21 protein-coding genes and 2 tRNA genes are annotated in these 22,909 nt (G+C 68.9%); 16 read left to right on the top strand and 7 right to left on the bottom strand.

Going from position 1 to position 22,909, the window contains the following annotated elements; all coding sequences use genetic code 11:
- The first annotated feature begins 51 nt into the window (after positions 1–51).
- From AFR_RS48305 to AFR_RS42450, 3 genes are read left to right on the top strand one after another with little or no spacing between them, the layout of a single operon-like run.
- Positions 52–756 carry a C40 family peptidase gene (locus AFR_RS48305; protein ID WP_023563031.1) on the top strand — a complete coding sequence of 235 codons (705 nt, stop codon included), beginning with the start codon at positions 52–54 and terminating at the stop codon, positions 754–756.
- Between the two features lie 45 nt (positions 757–801).
- On the top strand, positions 802–1,443 hold the full coding sequence (locus AFR_RS42455) for a GNAT family N-acetyltransferase (RefSeq protein ID WP_023563030.1): 642 nt from the start codon (positions 802–804) through the stop codon (positions 1,441–1,443).
- 39 nt (positions 1,444–1,482) lie between these two features.
- Positions 1,483–2,025 carry a hypothetical protein gene (locus AFR_RS42450; protein WP_023563029.1) on the top strand — a complete coding sequence of 181 codons (543 nt, stop codon included), beginning with the start codon at positions 1,483–1,485 and terminating at the stop codon, positions 2,023–2,025.
- Here the strand turns inward: AFR_RS42450 and AFR_RS42445 are convergent.
- A complete protein-coding gene (locus AFR_RS42445; protein WP_023563028.1) occupies positions 2,022–3,224 on the bottom strand; it encodes a sensor histidine kinase in 1,203 nt (400 codons plus the stop codon). The two genes, AFR_RS42450 and AFR_RS42445, sit on opposite strands and share 4 nt — an antisense overlap.
- Before the next feature lie 363 nt (positions 3,225–3,587).
- Here AFR_RS42445 and AFR_RS42440 point away from each other — a divergent pair, with 363 nt between their 5' ends.
- Positions 3,588–4,118, top strand: a complete 531-nt coding sequence (locus tag AFR_RS42440) for a YbhB/YbcL family Raf kinase inhibitor-like protein (protein ID WP_023563027.1) — start codon at positions 3,588–3,590, stop codon at positions 4,116–4,118.
- 70 nt (positions 4,119–4,188) lie between these two features.
- Here AFR_RS42440 and AFR_RS42435 read toward each other — a convergent pair whose 3' ends face one another.
- A complete protein-coding gene (locus AFR_RS42435; protein WP_023563026.1) occupies positions 4,189–4,902 on the bottom strand; it encodes a class I SAM-dependent methyltransferase in 714 nt (237 codons plus the stop codon).
- Positions 4,903–5,167: 265 nt separating this feature from the next.
- Between AFR_RS42435 and AFR_RS42430 the strand changes: the two genes are divergently transcribed.
- The gene (locus tag AFR_RS42430) at positions 5,168–7,135 is read left to right on the top strand and encodes a DUF6311 domain-containing protein (RefSeq protein ID WP_084298302.1); all 1,968 of its coding nucleotides are present in this window, start codon (positions 5,168–5,170) and stop codon (positions 7,133–7,135) included.
- Positions 7,136–7,145: 10 nt separating this feature from the next.
- On the opposite strand, the gene AFR_RS42425 is transcribed toward AFR_RS42430, so the two are convergent.
- Positions 7,146–7,865, bottom strand: a complete 720-nt coding sequence (locus AFR_RS42425; RefSeq protein WP_052359929.1) for an IucA/IucC family C-terminal-domain containing protein — start codon at positions 7,863–7,865, stop codon at positions 7,146–7,148.
- 395 nt (positions 7,866–8,260) lie between these two features.
- Between AFR_RS42425 and AFR_RS42420 the strand changes: the two genes are divergently transcribed.
- Positions 8,261–9,802, top strand: a complete 1,542-nt coding sequence (locus tag AFR_RS42420) for a peptide deformylase (protein ID WP_023563023.1) — start codon at positions 8,261–8,263, stop codon at positions 9,800–9,802.
- On the opposite strand, the gene AFR_RS42415 is transcribed toward AFR_RS42420, so the two are convergent.
- Positions 9,799–10,905 (bottom strand): globin domain-containing protein, encoded by a 1,107-nt coding sequence (locus tag AFR_RS42415; protein WP_023563022.1) that lies wholly within the window; start codon positions 10,903–10,905, stop codon positions 9,799–9,801. The two genes, AFR_RS42420 and AFR_RS42415, sit on opposite strands and share 4 nt — an antisense overlap.
- Positions 10,906–11,062: 157 nt before the next feature.
- Here AFR_RS42415 and AFR_RS42410 point away from each other — a divergent pair, with 157 nt between their 5' ends.
- Positions 11,063–11,836 carry a CPBP family intramembrane glutamic endopeptidase gene (locus AFR_RS42410; RefSeq protein ID WP_023563021.1) on the top strand — a complete coding sequence of 258 codons (774 nt, stop codon included), beginning with the start codon at positions 11,063–11,065 and terminating at the stop codon, positions 11,834–11,836.
- Here AFR_RS42410 and AFR_RS46575 read toward each other — a convergent pair.
- On the bottom strand, positions 11,823–13,235 hold the full coding sequence (locus AFR_RS46575) for a hypothetical protein (protein WP_148308228.1): 1,413 nt from the start codon (positions 13,233–13,235) through the stop codon (positions 11,823–11,825). The genes AFR_RS42410 and AFR_RS46575 overlap by 14 nt on opposite strands.
- Before the next feature lie 163 nt (positions 13,236–13,398).
- Between AFR_RS46575 and AFR_RS42395 the strand changes: the two genes are divergently transcribed.
- The 3 genes from AFR_RS42395 (at position 13,399) to AFR_RS42385 (ending at position 16,173) form a co-directional block, all read left to right on the top strand.
- Positions 13,399–13,489 (top strand) — tRNA-Ser (locus tag AFR_RS42395).
- Between the two features lie 107 nt (positions 13,490–13,596).
- On the top strand, positions 13,597–15,951 hold the full coding sequence (locus tag AFR_RS42390) for an ATP-binding protein (protein ID WP_084298301.1): 2,355 nt from the start codon (positions 13,597–13,599) through the stop codon (positions 15,949–15,951).
- Positions 15,952–16,100: 149 nt separating this feature from the next.
- Positions 16,101–16,173 (top strand) — tRNA-Arg (locus tag AFR_RS42385).
- A gap of 64 nt (positions 16,174–16,237) precedes the next feature.
- Here AFR_RS42385 and AFR_RS42380 read toward each other — a convergent pair.
- On the bottom strand, positions 16,238–16,888 hold the full coding sequence (locus tag AFR_RS42380) for a GOLPH3/VPS74 family protein (RefSeq protein ID WP_023563018.1): 651 nt from the start codon (positions 16,886–16,888) through the stop codon (positions 16,238–16,240).
- 653 nt (positions 16,889–17,541) lie between these two features.
- On the opposite strand from AFR_RS42380, the gene AFR_RS42375 reads away from it, so the two are divergent.
- The 6 genes from AFR_RS42375 (at position 17,542) to AFR_RS42350 (ending at position 22,037) form a co-directional block, all read left to right on the top strand.
- Positions 17,542–17,853 carry a MerR family transcriptional regulator gene (locus AFR_RS42375; protein WP_041843430.1) on the top strand — a complete coding sequence of 104 codons (312 nt, stop codon included), beginning with the start codon at positions 17,542–17,544 and terminating at the stop codon, positions 17,851–17,853.
- Positions 17,854–18,005: 152 nt separating this feature from the next.
- Positions 18,006–18,395: a GntR family transcriptional regulator gene (locus tag AFR_RS42370; protein WP_041843429.1), complete on the top strand. Its 390-nt coding sequence runs from the start codon at positions 18,006–18,008 to the stop codon at positions 18,393–18,395.
- Positions 18,392–19,273 (top strand): ABC transporter ATP-binding protein, encoded by an 882-nt coding sequence (locus AFR_RS42365; RefSeq protein ID WP_023563015.1) that lies wholly within the window; start codon positions 18,392–18,394, stop codon positions 19,271–19,273. The genes AFR_RS42370 and AFR_RS42365 overlap by 4 nt, the downstream gene beginning before the upstream one ends.
- Positions 19,270–20,286 carry an ABC-2 membrane transporter-related protein gene (locus AFR_RS42360; RefSeq protein ID WP_023563014.1) on the top strand — a complete coding sequence of 339 codons (1,017 nt, stop codon included), beginning with the start codon at positions 19,270–19,272 and terminating at the stop codon, positions 20,284–20,286. The genes AFR_RS42365 and AFR_RS42360 overlap by 4 nt, the downstream gene beginning before the upstream one ends.
- A 144-nt stretch (positions 20,287–20,430) precedes the next feature.
- On the top strand, positions 20,431–21,591 hold the full coding sequence (locus AFR_RS42355) for a DUF1996 domain-containing protein (protein ID WP_023563013.1): 1,161 nt from the start codon (positions 20,431–20,433) through the stop codon (positions 21,589–21,591).
- On the top strand, positions 21,588–22,037 hold the full coding sequence (locus AFR_RS42350) for a hypothetical protein (protein ID WP_041841583.1): 450 nt from the start codon (positions 21,588–21,590) through the stop codon (positions 22,035–22,037). Before AFR_RS42355 ends, AFR_RS42350 begins: the two co-directional genes overlap by 4 nt.
- Here AFR_RS42350 and AFR_RS42345 read toward each other — a convergent pair.
- Positions 22,022–22,846 carry a DUF1206 domain-containing protein gene (locus AFR_RS42345; protein ID WP_023563011.1) on the bottom strand — a complete coding sequence of 275 codons (825 nt, stop codon included), beginning with the start codon at positions 22,844–22,846 and terminating at the stop codon, positions 22,022–22,024. The two genes, AFR_RS42350 and AFR_RS42345, sit on opposite strands and share 16 nt — an antisense overlap.
- Positions 22,847–22,909 lie beyond the last annotated feature (63 nt).

The raw sequence follows: 22,909 nt of genomic DNA, 5'->3' as shown, positions 1-22,909 counted from the left end.
CTTGCCGTGAGCACGCCGGTTCTCGAATCCGTCGAACCTCCTCCCACTACCGTGCAGACCCCCGTTCCGGTCGCCGCACCCGCGGTGGCCGTCCAGCAGCCGAGCCTGGACCAGCGTTCCGTGCAGCGGAGCTCCCGCTCCGCGGCACGCCGATCCGCGACCCGGCCGGCAGCCGTCGTCCTGCGTGCGGCGCAGCGCTCCGCAGCACGGCAAACCGCCAAGATCTTGACCGTACGACGGGAGGCTCAGGCGCGCCGGGTGGCAGCCCAGCGCCGGGCCGCAGCCCAGCGCGCGATCGCCGCCCGCCGGGCCGCCGCGAGCCGTCCCGCCGCGGTCGCCACCAGATCGCGTGCGGCGGTGAAGCCACGGGCCGCCGTCAAACGCCGGGCCGCGGTCACCCGGCACCGCACATTCGGCCGGACCTCGGTACGGATGACGTCGGTCATCGCGTACGCCCGTTCGCAGGTCGGTAAGAACTATCGGCGTGGCGGAGAAGGACCGAATTCGTTCGACTGCTCCGGATTCACGAAACGTGCGTACGCTCGCGCGGGTCTGCGGCTGCCGCATTCCTCGGGTGCTCAGGCGGCCCGGGCGCGTGTCGTTTCCCGGGCGGCCGCACGACCGGGTGACCTGGTCGTCGGACCCGGTCACGTCGGGATCTACATGGGCGGCGGAATGATGATCGACGCGGGGAACTCGCGTACCGGTGTGGTTTACCGCCGTCTCTACGACGGTCTGCACATCGAGCGCTTCTGAAAAACGGGTCGGCGCGCGGTGGTCGTACGGGCGAGAATGCTCCGCATGATCACCGAGCATTGGCCACTGTTCGGGCTGCGGCTGTTCACGCCGCGGCTCGAACTGCGCGTTCCGAGCCTTGACGACCTGGGGCAACTCGCCGGGGTCGCCGCCACCGGGGTGCACGATCCGGACCGGCAGCCGTTTGTGGTGCCGTGGACGGACGGAAGCCCCGCGGAGCGTGCCCGGGGCACGCTGCAGTGGCACTGGGGGCAGTGGAGCGCCTGGTCGCCGGCGAAGTGGTCGATCGGGCTGGTCACCGTGCTGGACGGCCGCGTGATCGGTACGCAGGAGATGGACGCCAGGAACTTCGGTGTGCTGCGCGAGGTCGGCACCGGCTCGTGGCTGGGCCGCGAGTTCCACGGCCGGGGGTACGGCACCGAGATGCGGGCCGCCGTTCTCGACCTGGCCTTCACCGGGCTCGGCGCCGAGCAGGCCACCTCGGAGGCCTTCGATGACAACGCCGCCTCGTACGCCGTGTCGCGCAAGCTCGGGTACGCCGACGACGGGATCGCTCGCCACGTGGTCCGTGGCCGGGCGGCGACCGGACGCCGGCTGCGGCTGGACCGGGCCGGCTGGGAGGCGGCCCGGACGGTCGAGGTCAGGATCGAAGGTCTGGAGCCCTGCCTGCCGATGTTCGGCGTCTAGTTCCCTGGCGGATTGCCGAGACCTGCCGATAGGGAGGTCATGAAGGAGAAGTCCGACGAGGGCTTCACCATGATCGACGTGCTGGTCTCGATGAGCGTGATGGTCGTGGTGATGGCCGTCTTCACCGCCAGCATCCTGTCCATGTACCGCTCCGCGGACGCCGTCGACGCCAAATCCGTCGCGCAGGCGCAGCTGGGCCTGGCCCTGCAACGCCTCGACCGGGAGATCCGGTACTCCGAGGGCATCAGCGAGGAGTACCAGGCCGGCAACGACTGGTACGTCGACTTCCTCGCTGTGCAGGGGACCAAGCGGCAGTGCATCCAGCTGCGGCTGTCCGGTGGCCAGCTGGCCCAGCGCACCTGGACCTGGAACCGGGCACCGCTGGACCGCTCGGCGTGGCGGCCGCTCGCCGACGGGATCACGTCGGTGCAGCCGTTCGACTACGTGCCGCCGTCCGATCTCATCGGCTACCAGCGGCTGACCCTCGACCTCCGGACCGGCGATGACGCGAACACTGCCACCTTCACCGCCCTGAACTCCACCCGGACGAGCCGCAACGACTACTGCGTGGCGGGACGTTAGGGCTTCGGCAGGGTGAGGCGGATGGCGGTGCCGATGCCCGGCTCGCTGTCGACGTGAATGCTGCCGTGGTGCGCGTCGATGATCAGGCGGACGATCGACAGACCCAGCCCCGGGCCCTGCACGGCCATCTGATCGGCGGCCGCGCTGCGGAAGAACCGGTCGAAGAGGTGCGGCAGTTCGGCGGCGGGGATACCGACACCCGTGTCCCGGATGATGATCTCCGGCTCGTCGCCCTCCGTACCGCAGATGGTGATCTCACCGCCGGGCGAGGTGAACTTGATCGCGTTGACGATCAGGTGGTTCAGCGCCTGCCCGAGCCGGCGGGCATCACCGCGGGCCAGGATCGGACGTTCCGTGCTGTTCAGCAGGGTGATCTCGCGGTGCTCGGCGAGCGGCCGGCAGGACGTCGTGACCTGGTGCGCGAGCTCGGCCAGGTCCAGCTCGACGACGTCGAGGTCCACACCCTCGCCGTTGAGGCGGGCGACACTCAGCAGGTCGTCGATCAGCCGCAGCAGGCGGTCCGAGTTGCGTTGCATCACCGACAGAAAGCGTTGCGAGGTGTCCGGGTCGAAGTCGTCCTCGAGCAGCATCTCGAGATAACCGCGGATCGACGCGAGCGGCGTCCGCAGCTCGTGACTGACTCCGGCCAGGAACGAGTCCTTCATCCGGTCCAGCTGGCGCATCCGGTCGGCGATGTCGCCGGCGTGCCGGGCGTACCGGCGCAGTTCGAGCTGGACCGACGCGTGCCGGGCCAGGCTGCGCAGCGCTCGGCGCTGGCCGGTGGACAGCTCCCGGGGCACATGGTCGACGACACACACCGTGCCGACCGAGTGGGTGCCGTCCAGGACGACCGGCGCGCCGGCGTAGAAGCGGACGTTGTCGTCGCCCAGGACGAGCGGGTTGTCGGCGAACCGGGCGTCGGCCAGGGCGTCCGGCACCTCGAACAGGTCGTGGCCGGTCACCGCGTGCGCGCAGAACGACATGTCGCGGTGCATCTCGTCGACCTCGAGCCCGACCTTGGCCTTGAACCACTGCCGGTCGGTGTCGACCAGGCTCACCAGCCCCATCGGCGTGCCGCAGATCTCGGAGGCCAGCAAGGCGATGTCGTCGAAATCGTCCTCCGGAAGGGTGTCGAGCACCCGGGTGTCGTGCAGCGCCGCGACGCGGTCGTTCTCGTCGGTCGGCAGGGGCGCTCTCACCGTTCGATGCTCTCACCGGGCCCCGCCGGCGGTGGCCGATTCGGCCTCCTGGCTGCGATTACACCCCATACAGCAGTCGGCACCCGCCGTGGGGCGGGTGCCGACTTGCTGGACGCCTTCCGGCGGCCTATCACCACCGAGCACGGGGATCTCTGCCCTGCGCACCCGGTCGGATGTCTGACATAACTATCGCCCGGCGCAAGCGGAGGAGCGCGCACCACCTGTGCGTTTTCTGAGAATCGACGAAGCCCCTGGTCATCGGCAGGAAAGATGGCTGACACCTGCGTGGTTACGCTCGCTGATCGGGGGAACACGGCATGCGGCGCCGCTACGGCGCCTCACGATCGGGAAGGACGACCGAGCATGAGCCTGGAGAGAGCCGAAGCTCCGGATCCGTACGACATCCTGCCGCCGGTCCCGGCCTTCACTGTGACGAGCACGGACGTCGCCGACGGCCGGCCGCTCGACGAGCTGTACGCCCACACCAGCGTCGGCGGCAAGAACCTGTCGCCGCAGCTGTCCTGGTCCGGCTTCCCCGCCGAGACCCGTGGTTTCGTGGTGACCTGTTTCGACCCGGACGCTCCCACGGGCAGCGGCTTCTGGCACTGGGTGGCGGTGAACCTCCCGGCCTCGGTCACCGAGCTGGAGTGCGGCGCCGACCCGTTGCCCGAGGGCGCGTTCTCCGTGCGCAACGACTACGGCGACACGGGATACGGCGGTGCTGCGCCGCCGCCCGGCGACCGCCCGCACCGTTATGTCTTCGCAGTGCATGCCCTGGACGTCGACAGCCTCGAGGTGGGTGCCGACGCGACACCGGCCTACGTCGGGTTCAACCTCGCGTTCCACACGCTGGCCCGGGCGACCATCCGGCCGACGTACCAGGTCCGCGGCTGACCGTTTTCACGACGAAGCCCGCCAGGTCGTCTCGACCGGCGGGCTTCGGTTTGTCCGTGTGGTGGCTGGATCAGCCGGGGACCTTCGCGACGACGAAGACCGACTGGCCGAACGGCGGCTTCACGATGCTCTCGGCGGCCTTGGTGACCGGCAGCACGACGCTGTCGTAGACCTTGACCATCGGGCCTTCCTTCGGCGCCAGCTTGAAGATGCTGGTCGCGCCGTAGTAGCCGATGAGGCCGAGTGCGTTCGCGTAGTGCAGCTTCTCGATGGTGAGGCCCGCCTCGGTCATCGCGGCGCGCATCGTCTTCTTGGTGTAGCGGCGGATGTGACCGGTCGCGATGTCGACCTGGCTCATGGCGAACATGAAGGCCGGCACGATGAGGATGATCCGGCCACCGGGGCGGACCAGCTCGGCCATGCTGCGCAGGGCGCCGACGTGGTCCTCGATGTGCTCGAGGACGTTGTAGGAGACGGCGGAGCTGTACTCACCGCTGGCGTCCGCGGCGGGCAGCAGCATCTGCCGCACGTCGATGTTGGTGTGGTCGGCCAGGCGCTCCTTGAGCTGCACCAGCCGGTCGGGGTCGGCCTCGGTCGCGGTGAAGCGGGGCACCCGTTCGGCCCACTCGAGTGCGTAGTCGCCCAGACCACTCCCGATCTCGATCGGGTTGTCGCCGAGGTACGGGAGCGCGAGCTCCACGAACCAACGACGGTGGTTCACGGCCGTGGCGAGGCCTTCGAGCACTTCGGACTGGATCCGCTGGTCTCCAGTGATGTCTGCCATAAGTAAGGTTCCCTCGTCTTGCCGATCCGAGCTGACAGCGGGACCGGAAGAGTTAACCATCCGCTGCGCGCAACCGAAAGTTGAGCGGGGGGTGGCCGCTCATTTTTTGCCTGATTGAGACATTGAGCCGTGGGTACCCACAGTCCTTACCCATCATGCACGGGCGACGCCATGCACCGCTAATACACGGTTACATATCGGCTCGATCACGCCTGCGCCGCCCGTCACAACACTGTTACCAACCTCGGTTAGGCTCGCCGATGCTATGACGATTACGGGTATTGACTCGACAGGCCAGTCGGCCGGTGGGAACGTTCTGCCGCCCAACCGCGAGGCCGACGCCGACGACCTGGACGCCGAGCTGCTCGCCCTGGAGACAGAGGTCGCGGCCGCGCCCATCTCGGTCATACCCGCAGCTGATGCCGGTGCGGAGAGTGAGCCGGCGACGGCTCCCCGTCCCCGCTGGTGGCGTTCTCTCACCTGGCGAGATGTTCTCGCTATCTTCACCTTCATTGCGGTAGCGCTCTTCATCACCGCGCCGTTGTGGCTCAATCTTGATCATGAGTTGCGGGACGATCCGCAGGATCAAGCATTCTTTGAGTGGATGTTGGCGCACGGTGCCCGCGTGCTCACGGATGGCGCTTATCCGTTCTTCTCGGATCGCATGAATTACCCCGATGGGGTGAACATGATGGCCAACACCTCGGTGTTGGCCGTTTCGCTGCCGATGACGCCGATCACTGTGCTGTTCGGCCCGCATGTGTCGTTCAACGCGTTTCTTACTCTCGCGTTGGCAGTCACCGGCATCTCGTGGTATTTGGTCTTGTCCCGCAAGTTCGTCAGCTCGCGACTGGCCGCCTGGGTCGGCGCACTGTTCGCCACCTTCGCGCCGAGCATGATCGCGCACGCCGGTGGACACCCGAACATCGTCTCGCAGTTCCTGGTGCCGCTGATCATCTGGCGCACGCTGGCGCTGCGGACACCGGGCCGCGCGATCCGCGGCGGACTGATCCTGGCGGGGCTGCTCGTCTGGCAGGCGTTCATCAACCTCGAGATCCTCTTCATGACCGCGGTCGGTCTCGGCATCTTCTGCGCGGTCATGGCGATCTCCCGGCGCAAGGCCAAGCCGGCCGAGATCAAGACGTTCCTGCGCGGCCTGGGCATCGCGGCCGCCGTGACGCTGGCGGTGCTGGCGTACCCGCTCTGCGTGCAGTTCTTCGGACCGCAGAGCTACCACGGGCTGCCGGAGTTCGTCCGGTACTTCGGTGCCGACCTCGGCTCCTTCACCGCGTACGCGCAGAGGTCCGTGGCCGGTAACAGCATCACCGCGGGGCGCCTCGCCCAGAATGCCGCCGAGGAGAACGCGTTCTTCGGCTGGGGTCTGGTCATTCTCTTCTTCGGCCTGGTCGTCTGGATGCGCCGCAGCGTCGCCGTGGTGACGCTGGCCGGCGTCGCACTGTTCTTCGGCGCGATGTCGCTCGGCCCGAGCATCCGGCTGAACGGCGTCGACACCGGCGTTCCCGGTCTCTGGGCGCTGCTGCACAGCGTCCCGGTCCTCAACTCGGCCGTGCCGACCCGCTGGGCGATGGCGATCGCTCCGATCGTCGGCATCCTGCTGGCCCTCGGTTGCCAGCGTGCCTCGGATCTGATGAAGGCCCAGCCGGCCGCCCGTGGCCCGGTGCGCGTCGCGATGATCACCGCCGTGGCGATGGCGCTGGTGCCGCTCGTCCCGACGCCGCTGCGCATCGCGCCGATGGACCCGGTCCCGGACTTCGTCACCACCGGCGCCTGGAAGCAGTACGTGGACGACAACCACACGCTGGTCGCCCTGCCGCTGCCGGACAGTTCGTATCCGGACCCGATGCGCTGGAGTGCCTACACGGGCCAGGACATGCGCATCGCCAGCGGTTACGCCCTGCTGCCCAACCAGAACCCGCTCGACCCGACCGACCGTTCGGCCCTGTTCGCGCCGCCGTGGCGGCCGACGAGTGGCCTGATGTCGTCGATCAAGCAGGGCAACCCGATCCCGGAGATCACCGAGACCCGTCGCGAGATGACGCTGGCCGACCTGCGGTACTGGAAGGCCGGCGTGGTCGTGCTGACGCCGCAGGTGCGGGACATCGAAATGCTGCGGGCGATGACCGAGCTGCTCGGCTTCCAGCCCACCTGGACAGGCGGCGCCTGGATCTGGGACGTCCGCAACCTGGTGGACGCCGAGAAGGTCAACCAGTAAAAGCCGGGCCTTACTGCTTGATGCAGCAGCCCATGCAGACCTTGGGCTTCGGCAGCGTGAAGGCGAGGCAGCAGGTCTTGCGCTGCACGTCCAGCTTGCCGTTGCGGCCCGGGACGAGCTCGATCAGGTCGTCGACACCGAGGGTGCCCAGCAGAGCCGCGATGCTCTCCGCGGACGAACCCGGCAGCACGTCGGCCGAGCGCAGCACGGCGTAGGCCACACCCGAGGCGAGTGAGCCCAGCAGCGTGCGACTGCCCAGCCGCACCTTGGTGTGGATGGCGTCCAGCAGCGGGGTCAGGTGCTCGTCAAGTAGCGACCGGCGCAGCTCCTCGAGCAGCGCTGCCTCGTCGGCGACAACCCGCACCTGGGGCAGGCCGCTCACCGCCAGCGGGTCGGAGGGCAGCACGGCCACCGTGATGTCGTGACGCAGGCCGATCGTGACCAGGGGCCGCGGGTCGGAGAAGTGCATCAGCACGTCGGTGCCGGTCAGCAGCGGCACCCGGCGGGCCGAGGCCCAGCCCAGCACGGCCGGCAGGGTCAGCCAGTAGGTGTAGGCCTTCCAGGCGAGCGCCGCCGCGGCGTGCGGCTGGGCCTGCCAGCGCTGCCGGGACGAGTCGAGCAGGGTGTCGAGGCTCGCGCCGGCGAGGTCGGAGGTCGGCAGCCAGCCGGTCGGGTCCTGGACCAGCAGGTCCGGCGCCAGGCCCGGCAGCTCGGTGCTGGTGCCGAACATCGCCCGCAGGGTGGCGGTCACCGGCGCCAGCGGCTGCTGGGCGTAATCGGAGGCGAGAGCACGATCGAGGGCCGCGGTCACCGGAGGCCGCCGCTCAGGCCGCGGTAACGCGGCTTCGTCTGCCGGATCACCACTGTCACCTCGCCACGTGTCGTCGGTCTTCAGGACGGCCCACCGTACCTTGTTAAGGCTAACCTAACCACGCGAGCACAATGCCTGGTTACCCGCCCCCGGACAGGTGTTCTTGGGATAAATACCCCCTGCGAGGGTGACCTGACGCAGCGTTGCGGCGTTGCCGGTTTCGTCAAGGTATCTGTCGGCAACGCGCTACTAGCCCCATGCGGACACCCCATGACATGGACACTGAAATTCCTGTCGCAAAGGGGACATCCGTGATGACCACCTCGCCTGTCGAGAGGGCTGCCGACCACTTCGTGTCGGCGCTCGCGCAATGGCGGGTCGAGCGCGGCATGACGAAGAAGCAGCTCGCTGCGCGCATGGGCTTCGATCCGTCCTACGTCAGTCACGTCGAGGGACGCCGGCACAAACCGACCGAGGACTTCGCGCGGCGCGCGGAGGCGGTCCTGGCCGCCGGCGGGGCGATCTGGCAGCGCTTCCAGGAGTACGACGAACTGCGGCACGCCCGCGGCCCCGTCCTCCACCGCGACCCGCCCGTTCCGGCGCAGTGGATGCCGCCCGGCACCGGCCTCATCGTGGAGCAGGAGATCGCCGAGCTCACGTACACCGAGGGCGCCTACCGGTGTGTGATCCGCCGGGCCCTCTACAACGCGGGCATCGAGCCGGTCACGCGGTACCTCGTGAAGATCGCGGTCGACCGGTACCCGCACGACCCGCAGGGGTCGAACAGGCACCACCGGCAGCACCCGCTCAGCTTCGAGGAGATGGACCTGCGGGCGGTCGCCGGTGAGGGCGAGGCCACCGAGCGGATGCAGTGGCGGCTCAAGCTCGACCGGGACGCCGCGAAGGAGGTCTGGCTGCTCTTCCAGAACGAGCACGGTCAGTTCCCCCTCTACCCCGGCGAACGGACCACCATCGAGTACGCCTACAGCGTCGGCGAGGAGAAGTGGGGGCAGTGGTTCCAGCGAGCCGTCCGGCTCCCCACCCGCAATCTCACCGTCCGTCTCGACTTCCCCGTCGAGTTCGAGCCTCAGGTCTGGGGCGTCGAGACGTCGCTTGCTGCTGAAGTACCCGTCCGTACGCCTCTTGAACGCCACAGCGACGCGCGTCGTGCGGTCTTCGAGTGGTCGACGGACGCACCGCTGCTCAACGCCCGTTACCGCCTCGAATGGCGGTTCCGCGGCCAGGCGGCACCCACCACGCCGGACGAAGGAGTCCCCAAGCCCGAACACAACGGCCACGAGCTGAGAGCGAGCCAGCGGATGCGCGGAATAGGCATCGTGCAGCGGGGTGCGGACCTGCTCCGGCAGCGCGCCCGGCACTTCCAGCTGCCCCGGGAGGAGCCGGCTGCCCGTGACGCGGTCGCCGGTCTCCGCATGATCCTCGACCGGCTCGAGGGCCTGCACGACTTCAGCAAGGGTGTCGGACTGGCCGCGCCGCAGATCGGCCTGGCGGTTGCCGCCGCCGTGGTACGCCCACCGGAGCGCGGCGCGGAGCCCGTGATCCTCCTGAACCCGCGGGTCGTCGACGAGTCGAGCGAGACCGACGAGCAGTACGAAGGTTGTCTCTCCTTCTTCGACTACCGGGGTCTGGTGGTCCGGCCGTTGCGGGTCGACGTGGAGCACGCCCGCTTCGACGGGACCCGGATGATCACCTCCTTCGAGCGGGCCATGGCCCGCCTGGTCAGCCACGAGATCGATCATCTCGAGGGCCGGTTGTACGTGGACCGGATGGTGCCCGGTGCCAACCTCGTGCCGGTCGACGAGTACCGCCAGACCGGCCGCCCGTGGAGTTACTAGGAGAAGCTGTCGTACTTGATCCGGACGGACGGGACCTGCAGCTCGGCGAGGGTCCGCATCGTCGCCTTGACCATCGGGCCGGAGCCGGAGACAAAAAAGTCGTGCTCGTTCCACGGGCCGTACCGCGCCACGACGTCGGAGATGTTGCCCTGCTCGCCGGGGAACGTCGGGTCGTCACTGCAGGCGGTCACCACGGACAGCCACGGGTAACGCGCGGCGAGACGGTTGAGCTCGGCCAGGTCGTAGAGGTCGTCCCGGGTCCGCGCCCCGAAGAAGACGTGCACCCAGCGCGTCCGGTTGTAACGGGTCAGCTCCTCGAGCAGTGACTTGATCGGTGCCAGCCCGGTGCCACCGGCGACGAAGACCGCGTCCCGGGTCGACCGCCGGTCCAGGTTCATCGAGCCCATCGGTGCGGCCAGCCGGATCATGTCGCCGACCTCGAGCCGGCGGACCAGCGCGCTGGAGACCCAGCCGGCGCCCACGGCCCGCACGTGGAACTCCAGCGTGTTGTCGCGGCGGGGTGCGTTCGCCGGTGAGTAGGTTCGCCAGAGCCGGGGCTGGAAGCGTGGGCACTCGACGCTCAGGTACTGCCCGGCCCGGAACTCCAGCGGCTGCATCGGCGTGACCGTGAAGACGGCGATGTCGTTGGCGCGACGCTCGTGGGACGTCACTTCGGCGTACCAGTAGGGCGGGTTGGTGTCCGCCTCGGCGCCGGCCAGCATCTTGGAGGCGATCACCGCGTACGCGTCGGCCCACGCCTGGTCGTACTCGATGCCCCAGTGCTCGCCGGCGAACTGCCGCATGGCTTCGATCAAGGCGCCTCCGACAACCTCGTAGTGCTCCGGTTCCACGTGGAACTTGCGGTGGTCGCGGCCCAGCGCACGCAGGTAGTCGTCGAACTTCTCCGGGTCCTCCAGCGTCTGCACCGCGGTGATGATCGCGTTCAGCAGCCGGGAGCGCTGCACGTCCATGTGGACGGGGAAGAGGTCGCGCAGATCCGGGTGCGACAGGAAGATCCGCGCATAGAAATAGCCGGCGACCTTGTCCTGATGCTCCTCGACGAGGCTCCAGCTCTCCTTGAGCAAACGCGCGAGGTCTCCCATGCCTTTCAGCGTGGGCAGATCCAGCAGTGACGCATCGCACGGAAAGTGCGATCCACGCCGCATAATTGCCGACACTCGGCGCGTCGCTTGCCCCGATTGGTCCGAATGTGCCTAGTCGCTGTCACTCGAAGGGTGGAAGCACTTCTAGAGTGGGCGGGTGACGGCAGCTCTTGATCGCCCCCAGGCCACCCGCAAGCAGCTCCACTGGGAGATAACCCTGGTCCTGCTGCTGTCGCTGGGAAGCTCCGCCGTTTACGCCGTGGTGTCACTGATCGCGAAGCTGACGGCGGGTCCGCCGCTCTCCCAGCAGGCGGCGGTGCTGAACAGGTCCCAGTCGCCCCGGGTCTACCTCGACCTGACGTACCAGCTGCTCGGGATCTTCTTTGCGCTCGTACCGGTGCTGCTGGTCCTCTATCTGCTCAACCGCGACCGGCTGGACCCCGCCCGCACGCTCGGGATCGACTTCCGCAAACCCGGCAAGGACCTCGGCTGGGGCACTGCACTGGCCGCGGCCATCGGCCTCCCCGGCCTCCTCCTCGTGTACGCCGCAGCGCAGCTCGGCCTCAACGCCCAGATCGTGCCGGCCGCCCTCAACCCGGTCTGGTGGGCGGTGCCGGTGCTCATCCTCTCGGCCGCACAGAACGCGATCCTCGAAGAAGTGATCGTCGTCGGCTACCTCGTCACCCGGCTCCGCGAACTCGGCTGGCGCCTCGGGTACGTGGTGGCGGCCAGCGCCGTGCTCCGCGGCTCCTACCACCTCTACCAGGGCTTCGGCGCCTTCGTCGGCAACGCGGTGATGGGGGTGGTGTTCTCGCTCTTCTTCCTGAAGAAGGGCCGGGTGATGCCGCTGATCGTCGCGCACACCCTGCTGGACGTCGCGGCGTTCGTCGGTTACACCCTGCTGCCGCCGAGCTGGCTCAGCTGGCTCTGATCCCCGCCCGGCTCTGGTCGCGATAGAAGATCGTCGCTCGGGCGGCCATGGCGCGCGCGGCACCACGGCTGGTCAGCGTCGCCGTCAGCAGGCTGGTGCCCGGGAAGAAGCGGTTGATCAGCCGGATCGCGGCCCAGCCACCGGCCTGCGCGGCGAGCATCCGGCCCAGCCGCCAGGTGGCGTCGGTCAGCCCGGTGTTGTCGTAACTGTGCTCCTGCGCCGTGGCGATCGCGGCCTCGGCATCCTCCCGCGCGGGATGCACCCGCGTGAGCAGCAGCAGGTCGGCGGCGCGGGCCCGGTCGGTCGGGTCCAGGCCGTACGCCGCGGCCACGTGCAGGGCCAGCTCGGCGTGGGTGAACGCCGCCGCCCCGAGCAGCGCGATCGGCGCGTAGGACCCGGCCACTGCTGCGAAGACGCTGCTCACGCTGCCGAAACGGGTGAACTGGCTGATCGCCAGCCGGGCCAGGCCGTCGGGTGTCGCAGCCGGATAGTCGGCCCGCGTGCGGCGTGCCCACTCCTTGGCGCGAGGGCCGATCGTCTGCGTGGCGGCCACTGCGAGCAACTCCGGCGCGTACGCGGGATCGGCAATGATCGCTGCCCAGGCCTCGGTCCGCGGACCGGACAGGCTGTCCGTCACCGGGGTGGCGGGTCGCGGCAGGGTCGGTTCAGCGGGGACGACAGCCCCCGGCTGCCCCGGGGCCGTAGCCGGGGGCTCGGCAGCCGGGGATGTCGTCGCGCTTCTCTCCTGTACTGGGGTGGGCGTGATCGCCGTCGGCTGCTCGTCGGGGACGGTGGTCATGTCCGGCTTGACGACGGCCGGGGCGACCTCGGCGGCTGCCGCCTTGACCGTCGCTGCTGCCCTCTTCGCCGGTCCGGCAGCCCTCTTCGCCGGCGCGGCCTTCTGCGGTGCAGCCGCCTTCTGCGGTCCAGCCGCCTTCTGCGGTCCAGCGGCCTTCTGCGGTGACGCGGCTTCTTGCGGTGCGGCGGCTTTCTGGGGTGCGGCGGCCTTCTTGGCTACGGCTTTTGCTGGGGCGGCCTTTCGCGGGGTCGCTTTTTGAGGCGCGGCCTTTGTGGCCTTTTCCGGAGCGGCCTTCTTCGCGGGCGGCTCAGCGGGCGCGGGTGGCCCAGCGGGCGCGGGTCGCTCCGGTGGCGGGGGCGTGGACGCCTCGACCCGCGGCGACTGCGCAGCTTTGGCCGCGGGCTGGGTCCTCGGCCGCGCCGCCTTCTTCGCCGGTGGGGACTGGCGTGCTGCGGGCGTACCGGAGTCGTCCGACGGTGGCTGGAAGGTCACCGCCGGCGGGGCCTTCGCGGGTTTGGTCTGGGGAGTTGGCTGCTCAGGCGTGCTGAACGCGGGGTTCGGCGTCCGTGGACGACGCTGCGACGGCTCGTTCTCCTCCATGCCGACGCAGCCTAGTCCGACAGCGGGCATTTCACCTGTTGGAAGACGGTAGGGTCCGTCGATTCCTCAGGTTTTGACACCCTCGGCGTGGCTGGGGGGCACCTCTTTGCCGGGCCGCGAGGCGGTCCGGTATCCTCAACGATCGGTAGCCACAAGCTGCCGGGGAGACTTCGCCTAGTCCGGTCTATGGCGCCGCACTGCTAATGCGGTTGGGGTTTTATAGCCCCTCCCGGGTTCGAATCCCGGAGTCTCCGCTCTTTTCGAGCGGGTTCAGTTGCACGGGTTTTATGTTGCACGGTTCGGCCTCGACGACGGCCGGACCTCCGCCTAAGGTGATCGATCGGCTCACCGGAGGGCGACGATGACACTGGGCGATCGACTTGCCGCTCTCCGCGTGTCGCGGGGTCTGTCGCAGGAGCAGCTGTCCGAGCAGACCGGGCTCGGTCTGCGCACGATCGGCGACATCGAACGTGGCGTCACCCGCCGCCCGCACCGCGAAACCCTCCGCGCGCTGCTCGACGGGCTCTCACCCGACGCCACCGAGCGGGCCGCGCTGCACCGGCTCGCCCGCACCGCGCCGCCGCCGTCCACCAAGCTCTCGCCCGCCCGTCGCCCGGCTCTGCCGGCGCCGACCACACCGCTGGTCGGGCGGGCCGACGACCTCGCCCAGCTGACCGGCCTGCTTCAGGACCCGGTGGTACGCCTGGTCACGGTCACCGGTCCCGGCGGGGTCGGGAAGAGCCGCCTCGCGTCGGAGGCGGCGTGGCGGCTCGCCGGTCGGTTCGAGCGGGTCGCCGGCCTGGACCTGAGTTCCCTGAACGACCCGGACGACGTGGCGCAGTCGCTGGCCAACACCCTCGGCGCTCGGATGTCCGGACCGGACCCGGCCGACGCGGTCGCAACGCTGATCGGGGACGGGCGCTGGCTCCTGGTGCTGGACAGCTTCGAGCACGTCAGTGCGGCCGCGCGCGGCCTGGCCGATCTGCTCGGCCGGTGCTCACGCCTGACGGTGCTCGTCACCAGCCGCGCGCCGCTGCGCTTGCGGGCCGAGCACCTCCAGCCCTTGCCGCCGCTGCCCCTGCCGACGACCACCGCGACGGGCCTCGACGAGCTGAGCGCGAGCCCGGCGATCACGCTGCTCGTGCAGCGGACCGCCGCCGTACGCCCGGGTTTTGCCCTGACCATCGCGAACGCCGAAGCCCTCACTGCCCTGTGCCGGCGGCTGGACGGGCTGCCCCTGGCGATCGAGCTCGCGGCCGCGCAGCTGTCGACCCTGGACCCGCAGCGTCTCCTCACCGAGCTGTCGGCGCGGCTGCCGGACCTGCCGGGCGCGGTGGACATGCCGGACCGGCACCAGACGCTCCGGCTGACGGTCGAGTGGAGCACCGAGCGCCTGGCCGACGCCGAGCGGCAGCTGCTGGGAGTGCTGGCGGCGTTCGCGGGAGGCGCGGCGCCGGCGGCCGTCGAGTCCATCCTCGACACCGCGGGCGTGAAGGTGCCGAACACGCACGGCTCGGTCGCGCAACTGGCGGCCGGCAGCCTGATCGGCATCGTGGACCGCAACGGTGAAGCCCGGATCACCATGCTCGACACCATCCGCGAGGTCGCCGCCGACCGCCTGGTCCTCCCCGAGGTCCGCGGCGCGCACTCCGCCTACTTCCTCGAGCTCCTGCGAACAGGCTCCGACCAGGCCGACGCCGAACGCGACAACGTCCGTGCCGGGGTGAGCTGGGCGGTGACACAGCAACCGGAACTGCTGGACGTCGCCCTGGCCCGCAGGCTGGCCGGGTACCACCTCGCCCGCGCACAGTTCGGCGAAGCGAACCGCACGCTCCGCGCGATCGCCGGCGCCACCTCGGACGACACCGTCCGGGCCTGGGCGCTGCACGGCGCGTCGGTGGCCTCGAACGAGTCCGGAGACTCCGCGGAGGCCCTGCGAACCGCCGAGGAGTGCGCCGCCCTCTTCGACAAGCTCGGCGACGCACTCGGCCAGTGCACCGCCCTGACCGTGGCCGGCAACGCGCAGAAGTTCCTCGGCCGCTACGCCGAAGCCCGCGAAAGCCACCAGGCCAGCCTCGCCCTGGCCCGAAAGACCGCCGACCAGCGCCGGGTGACGATCTCGCTGAACAACCTGGGCACGCTCGCCCACGACAGCGGCGAGTACGACACGGCACAAGAGCACTACCTGGCGAGCCTCGCCATCAAGGAAGAACTCGGCGACGTCCGCGGCAGTGCGGTGACACGCATGAACCTGGCCGGGGTGGAGAACGACCTCGGCGCGTACGAGCTGTCGCACGACCACCTGCAGTCGGCCGTTGCGGCGTTCCGGGGGCTGAACGACACGTCTCCTACGGCGTACGCGCTGGGGATGTTGTCCGAGGCCCAGCTCGGACTCGGCCAGGAGGCGGAGGCCCAGGCCTCGGCCACCGAGGCGCTGGACATGGCCCGCGACGCGGAATACCGGCCCGGGATCGGACTCGCGCTGGCCCGGCTCGGTGACCTGGCACTGGCCCGCGGCAACCACGCCGAGGCGGCCACTCTGCTGCTGCAGGCACTCGACCACGCAAACGGCCGCCCGGAACAGGCACGCACCCTGGAACGCCTCGCCGCGGCACGCTCGGTGACCGCGCCGGCCGAGGCCGCACAATTCCGGGAACGCGCCCAGCAGCTGCGCTGGACGTTCGACCTCCCCGTCCCGCCGATCGACCAGCGCTAGGCCGAGGCCGGTTTGGAGGCCGGATCGGCCGACATGCTAGAGTCGTCGTCTAGCGGGTCAGGCAGCACCACAAAGCCTGGACCTGCGGAAACACAACCGCGACCCTCCCGGTGCTTCATCACGCGCCGACCCGGACCGCAGTTGAGCAAGCGCCCGTAGCTCAATGGATAGAGCATCTGACTACGGATCAGAAGGTTAGGGGTTCGAGTCCCTTCGGGCGCACTTAACAATCAAGACCCTGAACAGCGACAACGCTGCTCAGGGTCTTTTTGTAGGTAGCCGGCCGTCAAGCGCCCCGGCGCAGCGCGATGGCGTAGGACAGGGCCTTGCGCAGGCCCGGCAGCTCCTGGTCGACCCGATCCGCGAGGGCGCGGATGGCGCGCTTGTGCGTTCTCATTTCGCGCCACCGGAACATCGTGCCCACCAGTCCGTCGACCGCCAGGGTGGCGAGCGTGGCCTCCTCGAGGGATACCGATCCGGAGTCTGAACGCACCGCGTCGCGTACGCGGTTGCGGAGCGCCTTGACCTGCGCGGGATCGGCGGCGACGAGCGCCTTTCGCCGGATCGGGCCGAAGACCTGGCGGCGCTCGATCGTGATGTGGCCCGCGGCGGCCAGGTGATCACGAACGGCACCCTCGGCCTTGGCCCATCGGCTCTCCAGCACCTTGAACCAGCTTGGTGATCGGCTCGGCGGCACGTCACCGAGCACCTCCACCAGGAACGGATCGAGCGTCGGTGGTGCAGGGGTGTTCGTTCGCTCGGCCTTTCCGTCACGGTCGTGCAGCAGCCCAGCGATGCAAAGCTCAGCGACCGCGGCGGCGCTGAGCAGCGATCCACGAACCGGTTCGCTGTCGTCGTCGAGCCGGGCCTTTTCGGGGTTGAGGCTGAGCAGGAAGAGCTGGTGCGGCAGTGGCAGGGCGTCGACCGTCGGCCTCATGGGAAGTCCTCACCGGGGGTGGTTTCGCCCAGTACAGACCCGGTTCCCGGAACACGGTCAAGGTGCTTGCCGTGACGACCCAGAAAAACTATGTCCGAGATACTAGACATGCTCGCGGCGAGGGGTTAACGTTCTTCTGGTCGAGAACGAAGCAACACTAAAGACGCAGACGAAGCACCGCCCAGCAGTGGCGAAGCAGCCGGACCGACAACGACCCGGCTCGTGCAGTTGACAGTGAGGTTCGGCAAGACCCCGGGATCGTTCCGGGTGTTCCAGGTGGCGAGGCCGATGTTCGTCCGGGGCTTCGCTGCGAGCAGGAGAGTTCGTCGCACGTGCTCGGGGCCATGAAGTCGCGTGGGGTTCCGGCGCCGGCGGACATGTTCGACAGATAAGGAAGTCAGAGGAAAGGGAGGGTCTTACACCGTTGGATCGCCCGCTGCCCCTCGCAAGTGGGCTGGGCGCGGACACCGCAGTTTCCATCGAACGAGAGGTGGTCTCCGGTCACGCATATGCGGTCCTCACACCCGAAACCCTTACACAGGGCTGGTGTTGATACGACAATCCGACGTTCCTGTCGGTAGATGGTGTTTAGTCCCGTAACCCTTGGGCCCCGGCGCTTCCACAGCGCTGGGGCCCTCGTTCTGGAGGTGTACATGGCCCAACCCGACGACATGCTCGACGATGAGGATTACCCCGCCTACACGATGGGCCGGGCCGCGGAAATCATCGGTTGCACACCGGATTTCCTGCGCCGGCTCGGTGAGGCAAAACTGATCGACCCGTTCCGTTCCGGGGGTGGGCACCGCCGCTACTCCCGATACCAGATCCGCCTGGCCGCGCGGGCCCGCGAGATGTGTGACCAAGGTACGGACATGGCCTCGGCCTGCCGCATCATCATCCTCGAGGACCAGCTCGAAGAAGCCCTGCGCCAGAACCAGAGCCACCAGAGCAGCCAGAACCCCTGAGCCACCGACACCCCTGAACCGACGCCGACACTGCGGTCCCACCCGTGAGGGTAGGGACCGTTCGTCGTTTCGGGCCTGCCGGTCGACCGGGGTAGCGGGACCTTGACGTCTGCTCCTATTCTGCTAGGCAACTAGTGGAATGGGGTGGCGAGGTGATCGAGTTTCACCTGGACTCGCGGTCCGGGGTGGCGCCTTACCTGCAGCTCGTCCGGCAGGTTCGGCACGCGCTCCGGCTCGGTTATCTGAAGGAGGGCGACAAGCTGCCCACCGTGAAAGACGTGGTGGCCCGGATCGCCATCAACCCGAACACCGTCTCCAAGGCGTACCGCGAGCTCGAATACGAGGGCCTGGTCACAGCCCGGCCGGGTCTGGGCACGTTTGTCACCGGCACTTTGGGCAGCGATTCGCTGAGCAAGCACGAACCGCTCCGGCAGGACCTGGCGCGCTGGCTGACCTCGGCTCGGGAGGCGGGCCTGGACGACGAGAGCATCGAAGCGCTGATCTTCAGCAGTCTGCGTGCGTTCTCGGAGGCCCGTCGATGACCAGTGCGCTGATCGCGGACGGTCTGACCAAACGATACGGGCGGCGTACCGCCCTCAAGGACTGCACGCTGGACATCCCGGCCGGTCATGTCACGGGCCTGGTCGGGCCGAACGGCGCCGGCAAGTCCACCTTGCTGCAGCTGGCCTGCGGGCTGCTCGATCCGACCGCGGGGCGGATCGAGGTGCTCGGCCGACGGCCGGTCAGCGGGTCGCCGAAGGTCGGGTTCGTCGCGCAGGACACCCCGGTCTACGCCGGCCTGACCGTGGCGGACCACCTGCGGATGGGTGCGCACCTCAATCCGACCTGGGACAGCGCGCTGGCCGAGCAGCGGATCGCGCAGGTCGGCCTGGAGCCGGCGCTGAAGGCGGGGAAGCTCTCCGGCGGTCAACGGGCCCAGCTGGCCCTGACGATCGCCGCTGCGAAGCGTCCCGATCTGCTGTTGCTCGACGAGCCCGTGGCAGCACTCGATCCGCTCGCCCGGCGCAACTTCCTGCAGGGGCTGATGGAGCTGACCGCCGAGCAGGGCATGAGCGTCGTGATGTCCTCGCACCTCGTCGCCGACCTGGAACGGGTCTGCGACTACCTGATCGTGCTGGTCGACTCCCGGGTGCAGGTGGCCGGCGAGGTGGAGGACCTGCTGGCCGGTCACCACCGCCTGGTCGGGCAGCGGTGCGACACGACTGACCTGGGTGCGGGGCGATTCCTGGTGGATCAGAGTCACACCGACGTGCAGTCGACCCTGGTCGTACGCAGCACCGCTCCGATCGACGACCCGTCGTGGCAGGTCGACGGGCTGAACCTGGAGGACATCGTGCTGGCGTACATGGGCGGAGCCGTCGGCAAGCAGCCGGACGCCGTGCTGAGGGGGAATCGATGATCTGGATGACCTGGCGGCAGTTCCGGACAAGCGCGCTGACCACCGGCGCCGTGGTGCTGGTGTTCCTGGCCGGCCTCGCACTGAGCTGGGCGGAGGTCAGGGAACTGGCCACGCAGACCGGCTTCACCGGCTGCCAGGGCGACGGCTGCCGCGACGCCGGTGAGGCATTTCTGCGGGCGCTGCAACCGAGCTGGATGAGCGAGTTCCACATCGCTACCATCGGGGCGGTCTACCTGCTGCCTGCTCTGGTGGGCATCTTCTGGGGTGCACCGCTGGTGGCCCGGGAGCTGGAGTCCGGCACGTACCGGATGGTCTTCAGCCAGTCCGTCAGTCGCGGCCGCTGGCTGCTGGCCAAGCTGGCGATGGGTGGGGGAGCGGCCGTTCTCGGCGCCGGCCTGCTCAGCCTGATGCTGACCGTGTGGGCGCAGCCCATCGACGGGGCGTCGGCGGACCGGATGAACCCCCTCGTGTTCGCGGCCCGGGGAATCGTGCCGATCGGCTACGCGGCGCTGGCCTTCGTGGTGGGTGCCACCGCCGGGCTGCTGCTCCGGCGCAGTGTCGCCGCGATGGCGGTGACCCTGCTGGTGATCGTCAGCATCCAGGTCGCCATGCCGTTCGTGGTGCGCCCCTGGCTCGCTCAACCGGTCACGACGACTGCCCCGCTGCAGGTGGAGGGGGATTTCGGGATCTCGATGAACCCCGACACCCGGGAGATGACGATTGAGGTCGAGCCCGACCTCAGGGGTGACTGGATCGTGTCGAGCACCACGCTGACCTCGACCGGAGCGGAGTTCAAAGGGCCGGCCGACCTGACCCAGTGTGGTCCCGACGCCCCGCGTGACCGCGAGACGTGCCCGAGGTGGTTGGAGGGGCAGGGACTCGAGTTGGAGGTGGTTTCCGTGCCGGCCTCGAAGTTCTGGACCCTGCAGTGGCGGGAGTTCGGCGCTCTGTTCGTGCTGACCGCCGCACTGGCTCTGTTCTCCCTCTGGTGGATCCGGCGGCGGCTGGTCTGACAGCGATAACAACAATTCCGGAGAACTGGCCGCTCGGGTAAATAACGGCGCCGGGCCTTTAGCTCGGTCTTAAGTTCGGAACGGATGCGGCCGGTGAGCACCTAGCATCGGTCGCTGTTGCGAGTTCTGAATGGGGAGTGACCGGTGTCGAAGCACGCGTCCCGTAAGCAGGGTCTGACCGTTGTCGGTGCCTGTCTGGCCGTCGGGGTGATCGCTGTCGCGGGTGCCGCCGTCTACCTGGGGGCCGAGCCTGGGCCGACCAGTGCGGTGGCTCAGTCCGTGCCCTACGCGCCGCCGTCGGCCGGAGGTTCCACGGCGACAACGGCGGCGAGTGCGGTGCCATCGGCGGTGCCTTCCGTGTCGACGACCGCTTCCAAGAAGCCGAAAAAGGCGGCCGCGCCGGTCGTGGAGACGCCCAAGGGTGGTTGGGTGCCCGTCGACCAGGCGGCGTGGAAGGCGCAGGTCTCCGCGTACAAGGGGAGGAAGACCGACCCGGTCCCGGCCGGAGTGGGTAACCTGCCCGAGTTCCGGGCGGACTGCAAATACAGCCACCGGCTGGCGGACGATCCGATCGTCCTGCCCGGGCTGCCGGGCGCCTCGCACATGCATTCGTTCGTCGGCAACAAGGCGCTGGACGCCGACACCAAGGCCGGGGATCTGATGAAGTTCACGGCCACGACCTGCAAGCCGGTCGAGGACCATTCCGCCTACTGGGTGCCGACCCTGTACGACAACGCCACGAACAAGCCGGTCGAGACGACGGGTTTCCGGGTCTACTACCGTTCGCTGCGGAACAATTCGGCGGGTCAGATGCCGATGCCGAACGGCCTGCGCATGGTCGTCGGTGACGCCAAGAAGAAGGTGCCGACGCCGCGGGGTGCGCAGGGACAGTTCTACTGCGCGTTCTACGGGCCGGGTGACCTCGACGGCATCGCCCGCAGCACCAACGGCAACTGGCCCATCTGCGGGCAACCGGCCACGCTGCACTTCATGATGCAGTTCCCGGACTGCTGGGACGGCAAGCACCTGGACAGCCCCAACCACAAGGACCACGTGGTCTTCGGCTCCGACAGCGCCTGCCCGCGCAGCCACCCGGTCCGCATCCCGGCAATCACCTTCGACATCCAGTACGGCGCGAAGGGCACCAAGGCCGGCTATTACCTGTCGTCCGACAAGACAGGCAAGAGCGCCTCCTCGATGCACGGCGACGCCTTTGTCATGTGGGATGCCGACGCCATGAACAAGCGCACGAAAAACTGCATCCTCCAGCGCAAGACGTGCGACAACTACGGGTACTACAAGTGAGAGATGCGTTGGTCGACGATGCCTTTGTGGTCCCCGAGGTGTTCGTCGGTGACGGGTTCAGGCTCGAACTGCTGGGGCCTCAGCACAACGAGGCGGATCACGCGGCCTGGATGTCGAGCATCGAACACATCCGGTCGACGCCGGGTTTCGGCCGCGGGTGGCCGCCCGCGGCCGGGATGACGCCGGCGCAGAACCTGGCTGATCTGGAGAGCCACGCCGAGCGGTCGGCCCGGCGGGTGGACTTCGCGTACTCGGTGATCGAAGACGTGACCGGAGACGTGATCGGCTGTGTCTATCTCAAGCCTGCGGTTGCGCAGGGTGAGGTGGACGTGTCGTCCTGGGTGAGCGCGGCCCGGGCTGAGCTGGACGGGCCGCTGACCCACGTGGTGGCTGCCTGGCTCCGGGAAGCCTGGCCGTTCCGGGCAGTTCACTACACCTTGCGGTAGCGGGCCTGGACGATCGAGAAGAGGCCGTACGCGGCGATGCCCAGGGCGGCGAGGGCCAGCAGCCACGGGCCGTAGCTCTGCTCGGCCAGGACTTTGAGAGTTGCGTCCAGGCCGCGGGCCTTGTCGGCGTCGTACTGGATGGCCGCGGTCAGGAACAGCACGCCGGCGATGCCGTACGCGAGGCCCTTGGCGGTGTAGCCGGCGACGCCGAGGCGGAGGCTGAGCCGGCGCATGCGGGCGTTCATCTGGCTGACCTTGAGGTGCTTCTCGAACTTCTGCTTGATGCCGTAGATGACTAGGCCGATGCCGATGGCGGCGATCACGATGCCGGCGAGCGCGACGGTGATGCGGCCGCCGGTCGACGCCATCAGGTCCTCGCTGGCCTTCTGCTGGGTGTCGGCGCTGGAGGCCTTCTTGCCGCGGAGGACCTTGATGCCCGTCCAGGCGAAGTAGGCGTAGAACGCCGCGCGGAACGCGGAGACGATGCGTTCGTAGACGCGGTGGCGGCCGCGCTCGGAGCGGTGGCCGATCGCTGCCTCGAGGACCTGCCAGATCACCAGAGCGAACATCCCGATGACGATCACGGCGATCAGGAACGTGCCGAACGGCCGCTCGGCGAGCTCGTGCAGGGCGCCGGACTGGTCGCCGTCGGCGCCGGAGCCGTCGAAGGCGATCTGGAGGATGAGCCAGGCGAAGAGCAGATGGATGATCCCGTACCCGACGAGGCCACCGCGGGTGAGCTGTTCCAGCCAGGTGCTGCCGGCGGTACGCGACGCAGCGCCGCGGGCCTGCGAGGAGAGGGAGGGCATGGCTCCCAATGCCCAGCCGGGTTCCGCCAGAAACGGAGAAGGCCCCCACCGCGCACGGTGAGG

This window comes from Amorphoplanes friuliensis DSM 7358 (assembly GCF_000494755.1).
Lineage (GTDB): Bacteria > Actinomycetota > Actinomycetes > Mycobacteriales > Micromonosporaceae > Actinoplanes > Actinoplanes friuliensis.
Note: the sequence above shows the minus strand (reverse complement) of the source record. Positions and strands in the feature narration are given on the sequence as shown.

Bases quoted from the DNA above. Each gene is read 5' to 3' on its own strand.
- AFR_RS42425 (WP_052359929.1), bottom strand. From the start codon at position 7,865: ATGTTCGGCACCAGCACCGAGCTGCCGGGCCTGGCGCCGGACCTGCTG.
- AFR_RS42415 (WP_023563022.1), bottom strand. From the start codon at position 10,905: ATGGGAGACCTCGCGCGTTTGCTCAAGGAGAGCTGGAGCCTCGTCGAG.
- AFR_RS42420 (WP_023563023.1), top strand. From the start codon at position 8,261: ATGACCACCTCGCCTGTCGAGAGGGCTGCCGACCACTTCGTGTCGGCG.
- AFR_RS46575 (WP_148308228.1), bottom strand. From the start codon at position 13,235: ATGGAGGAGAACGAGCCGTCGCAGCGTCGTCCACGGACGCCGAACCCC.
- AFR_RS42450 (WP_023563029.1), top strand. From the start codon at position 1,483: ATGAAGGAGAAGTCCGACGAGGGCTTCACCATGATCGACGTGCTGGTC.
- AFR_RS42455 (WP_023563030.1), top strand. From the start codon at position 802: ATGATCACCGAGCATTGGCCACTGTTCGGGCTGCGGCTGTTCACGCCG.
- AFR_RS42430 (WP_084298302.1), top strand. From the start codon at position 5,168: ATGACGATTACGGGTATTGACTCGACAGGCCAGTCGGCCGGTGGGAAC.
- AFR_RS42345 (WP_023563011.1), bottom strand. From the start codon at position 22,846: ATGCCCTCCCTCTCCTCGCAGGCCCGCGGCGCTGCGTCGCGTACCGCC.
- AFR_RS42365 (WP_023563015.1), top strand. From the start codon at position 18,392: ATGACCAGTGCGCTGATCGCGGACGGTCTGACCAAACGATACGGGCGG.
- AFR_RS42435 (WP_023563026.1), bottom strand. From the start codon at position 4,902: ATGGCAGACATCACTGGAGACCAGCGGATCCAGTCCGAAGTGCTCGAA.
- AFR_RS42375 (WP_041843430.1), top strand. From the start codon at position 17,542: ATGGCCCAACCCGACGACATGCTCGACGATGAGGATTACCCCGCCTAC.
- AFR_RS42440 (WP_023563027.1), top strand. From the start codon at position 3,588: ATGAGCCTGGAGAGAGCCGAAGCTCCGGATCCGTACGACATCCTGCCG.
- AFR_RS42360 (WP_023563014.1), top strand. From the start codon at position 19,270: ATGATCTGGATGACCTGGCGGCAGTTCCGGACAAGCGCGCTGACCACC.
- AFR_RS42380 (WP_023563018.1), bottom strand. From the start codon at position 16,888: ATGAGGCCGACGGTCGACGCCCTGCCACTGCCGCACCAGCTCTTCCTG.
- AFR_RS42390 (WP_084298301.1), top strand. From the start codon at position 13,597: ATGACACTGGGCGATCGACTTGCCGCTCTCCGCGTGTCGCGGGGTCTG.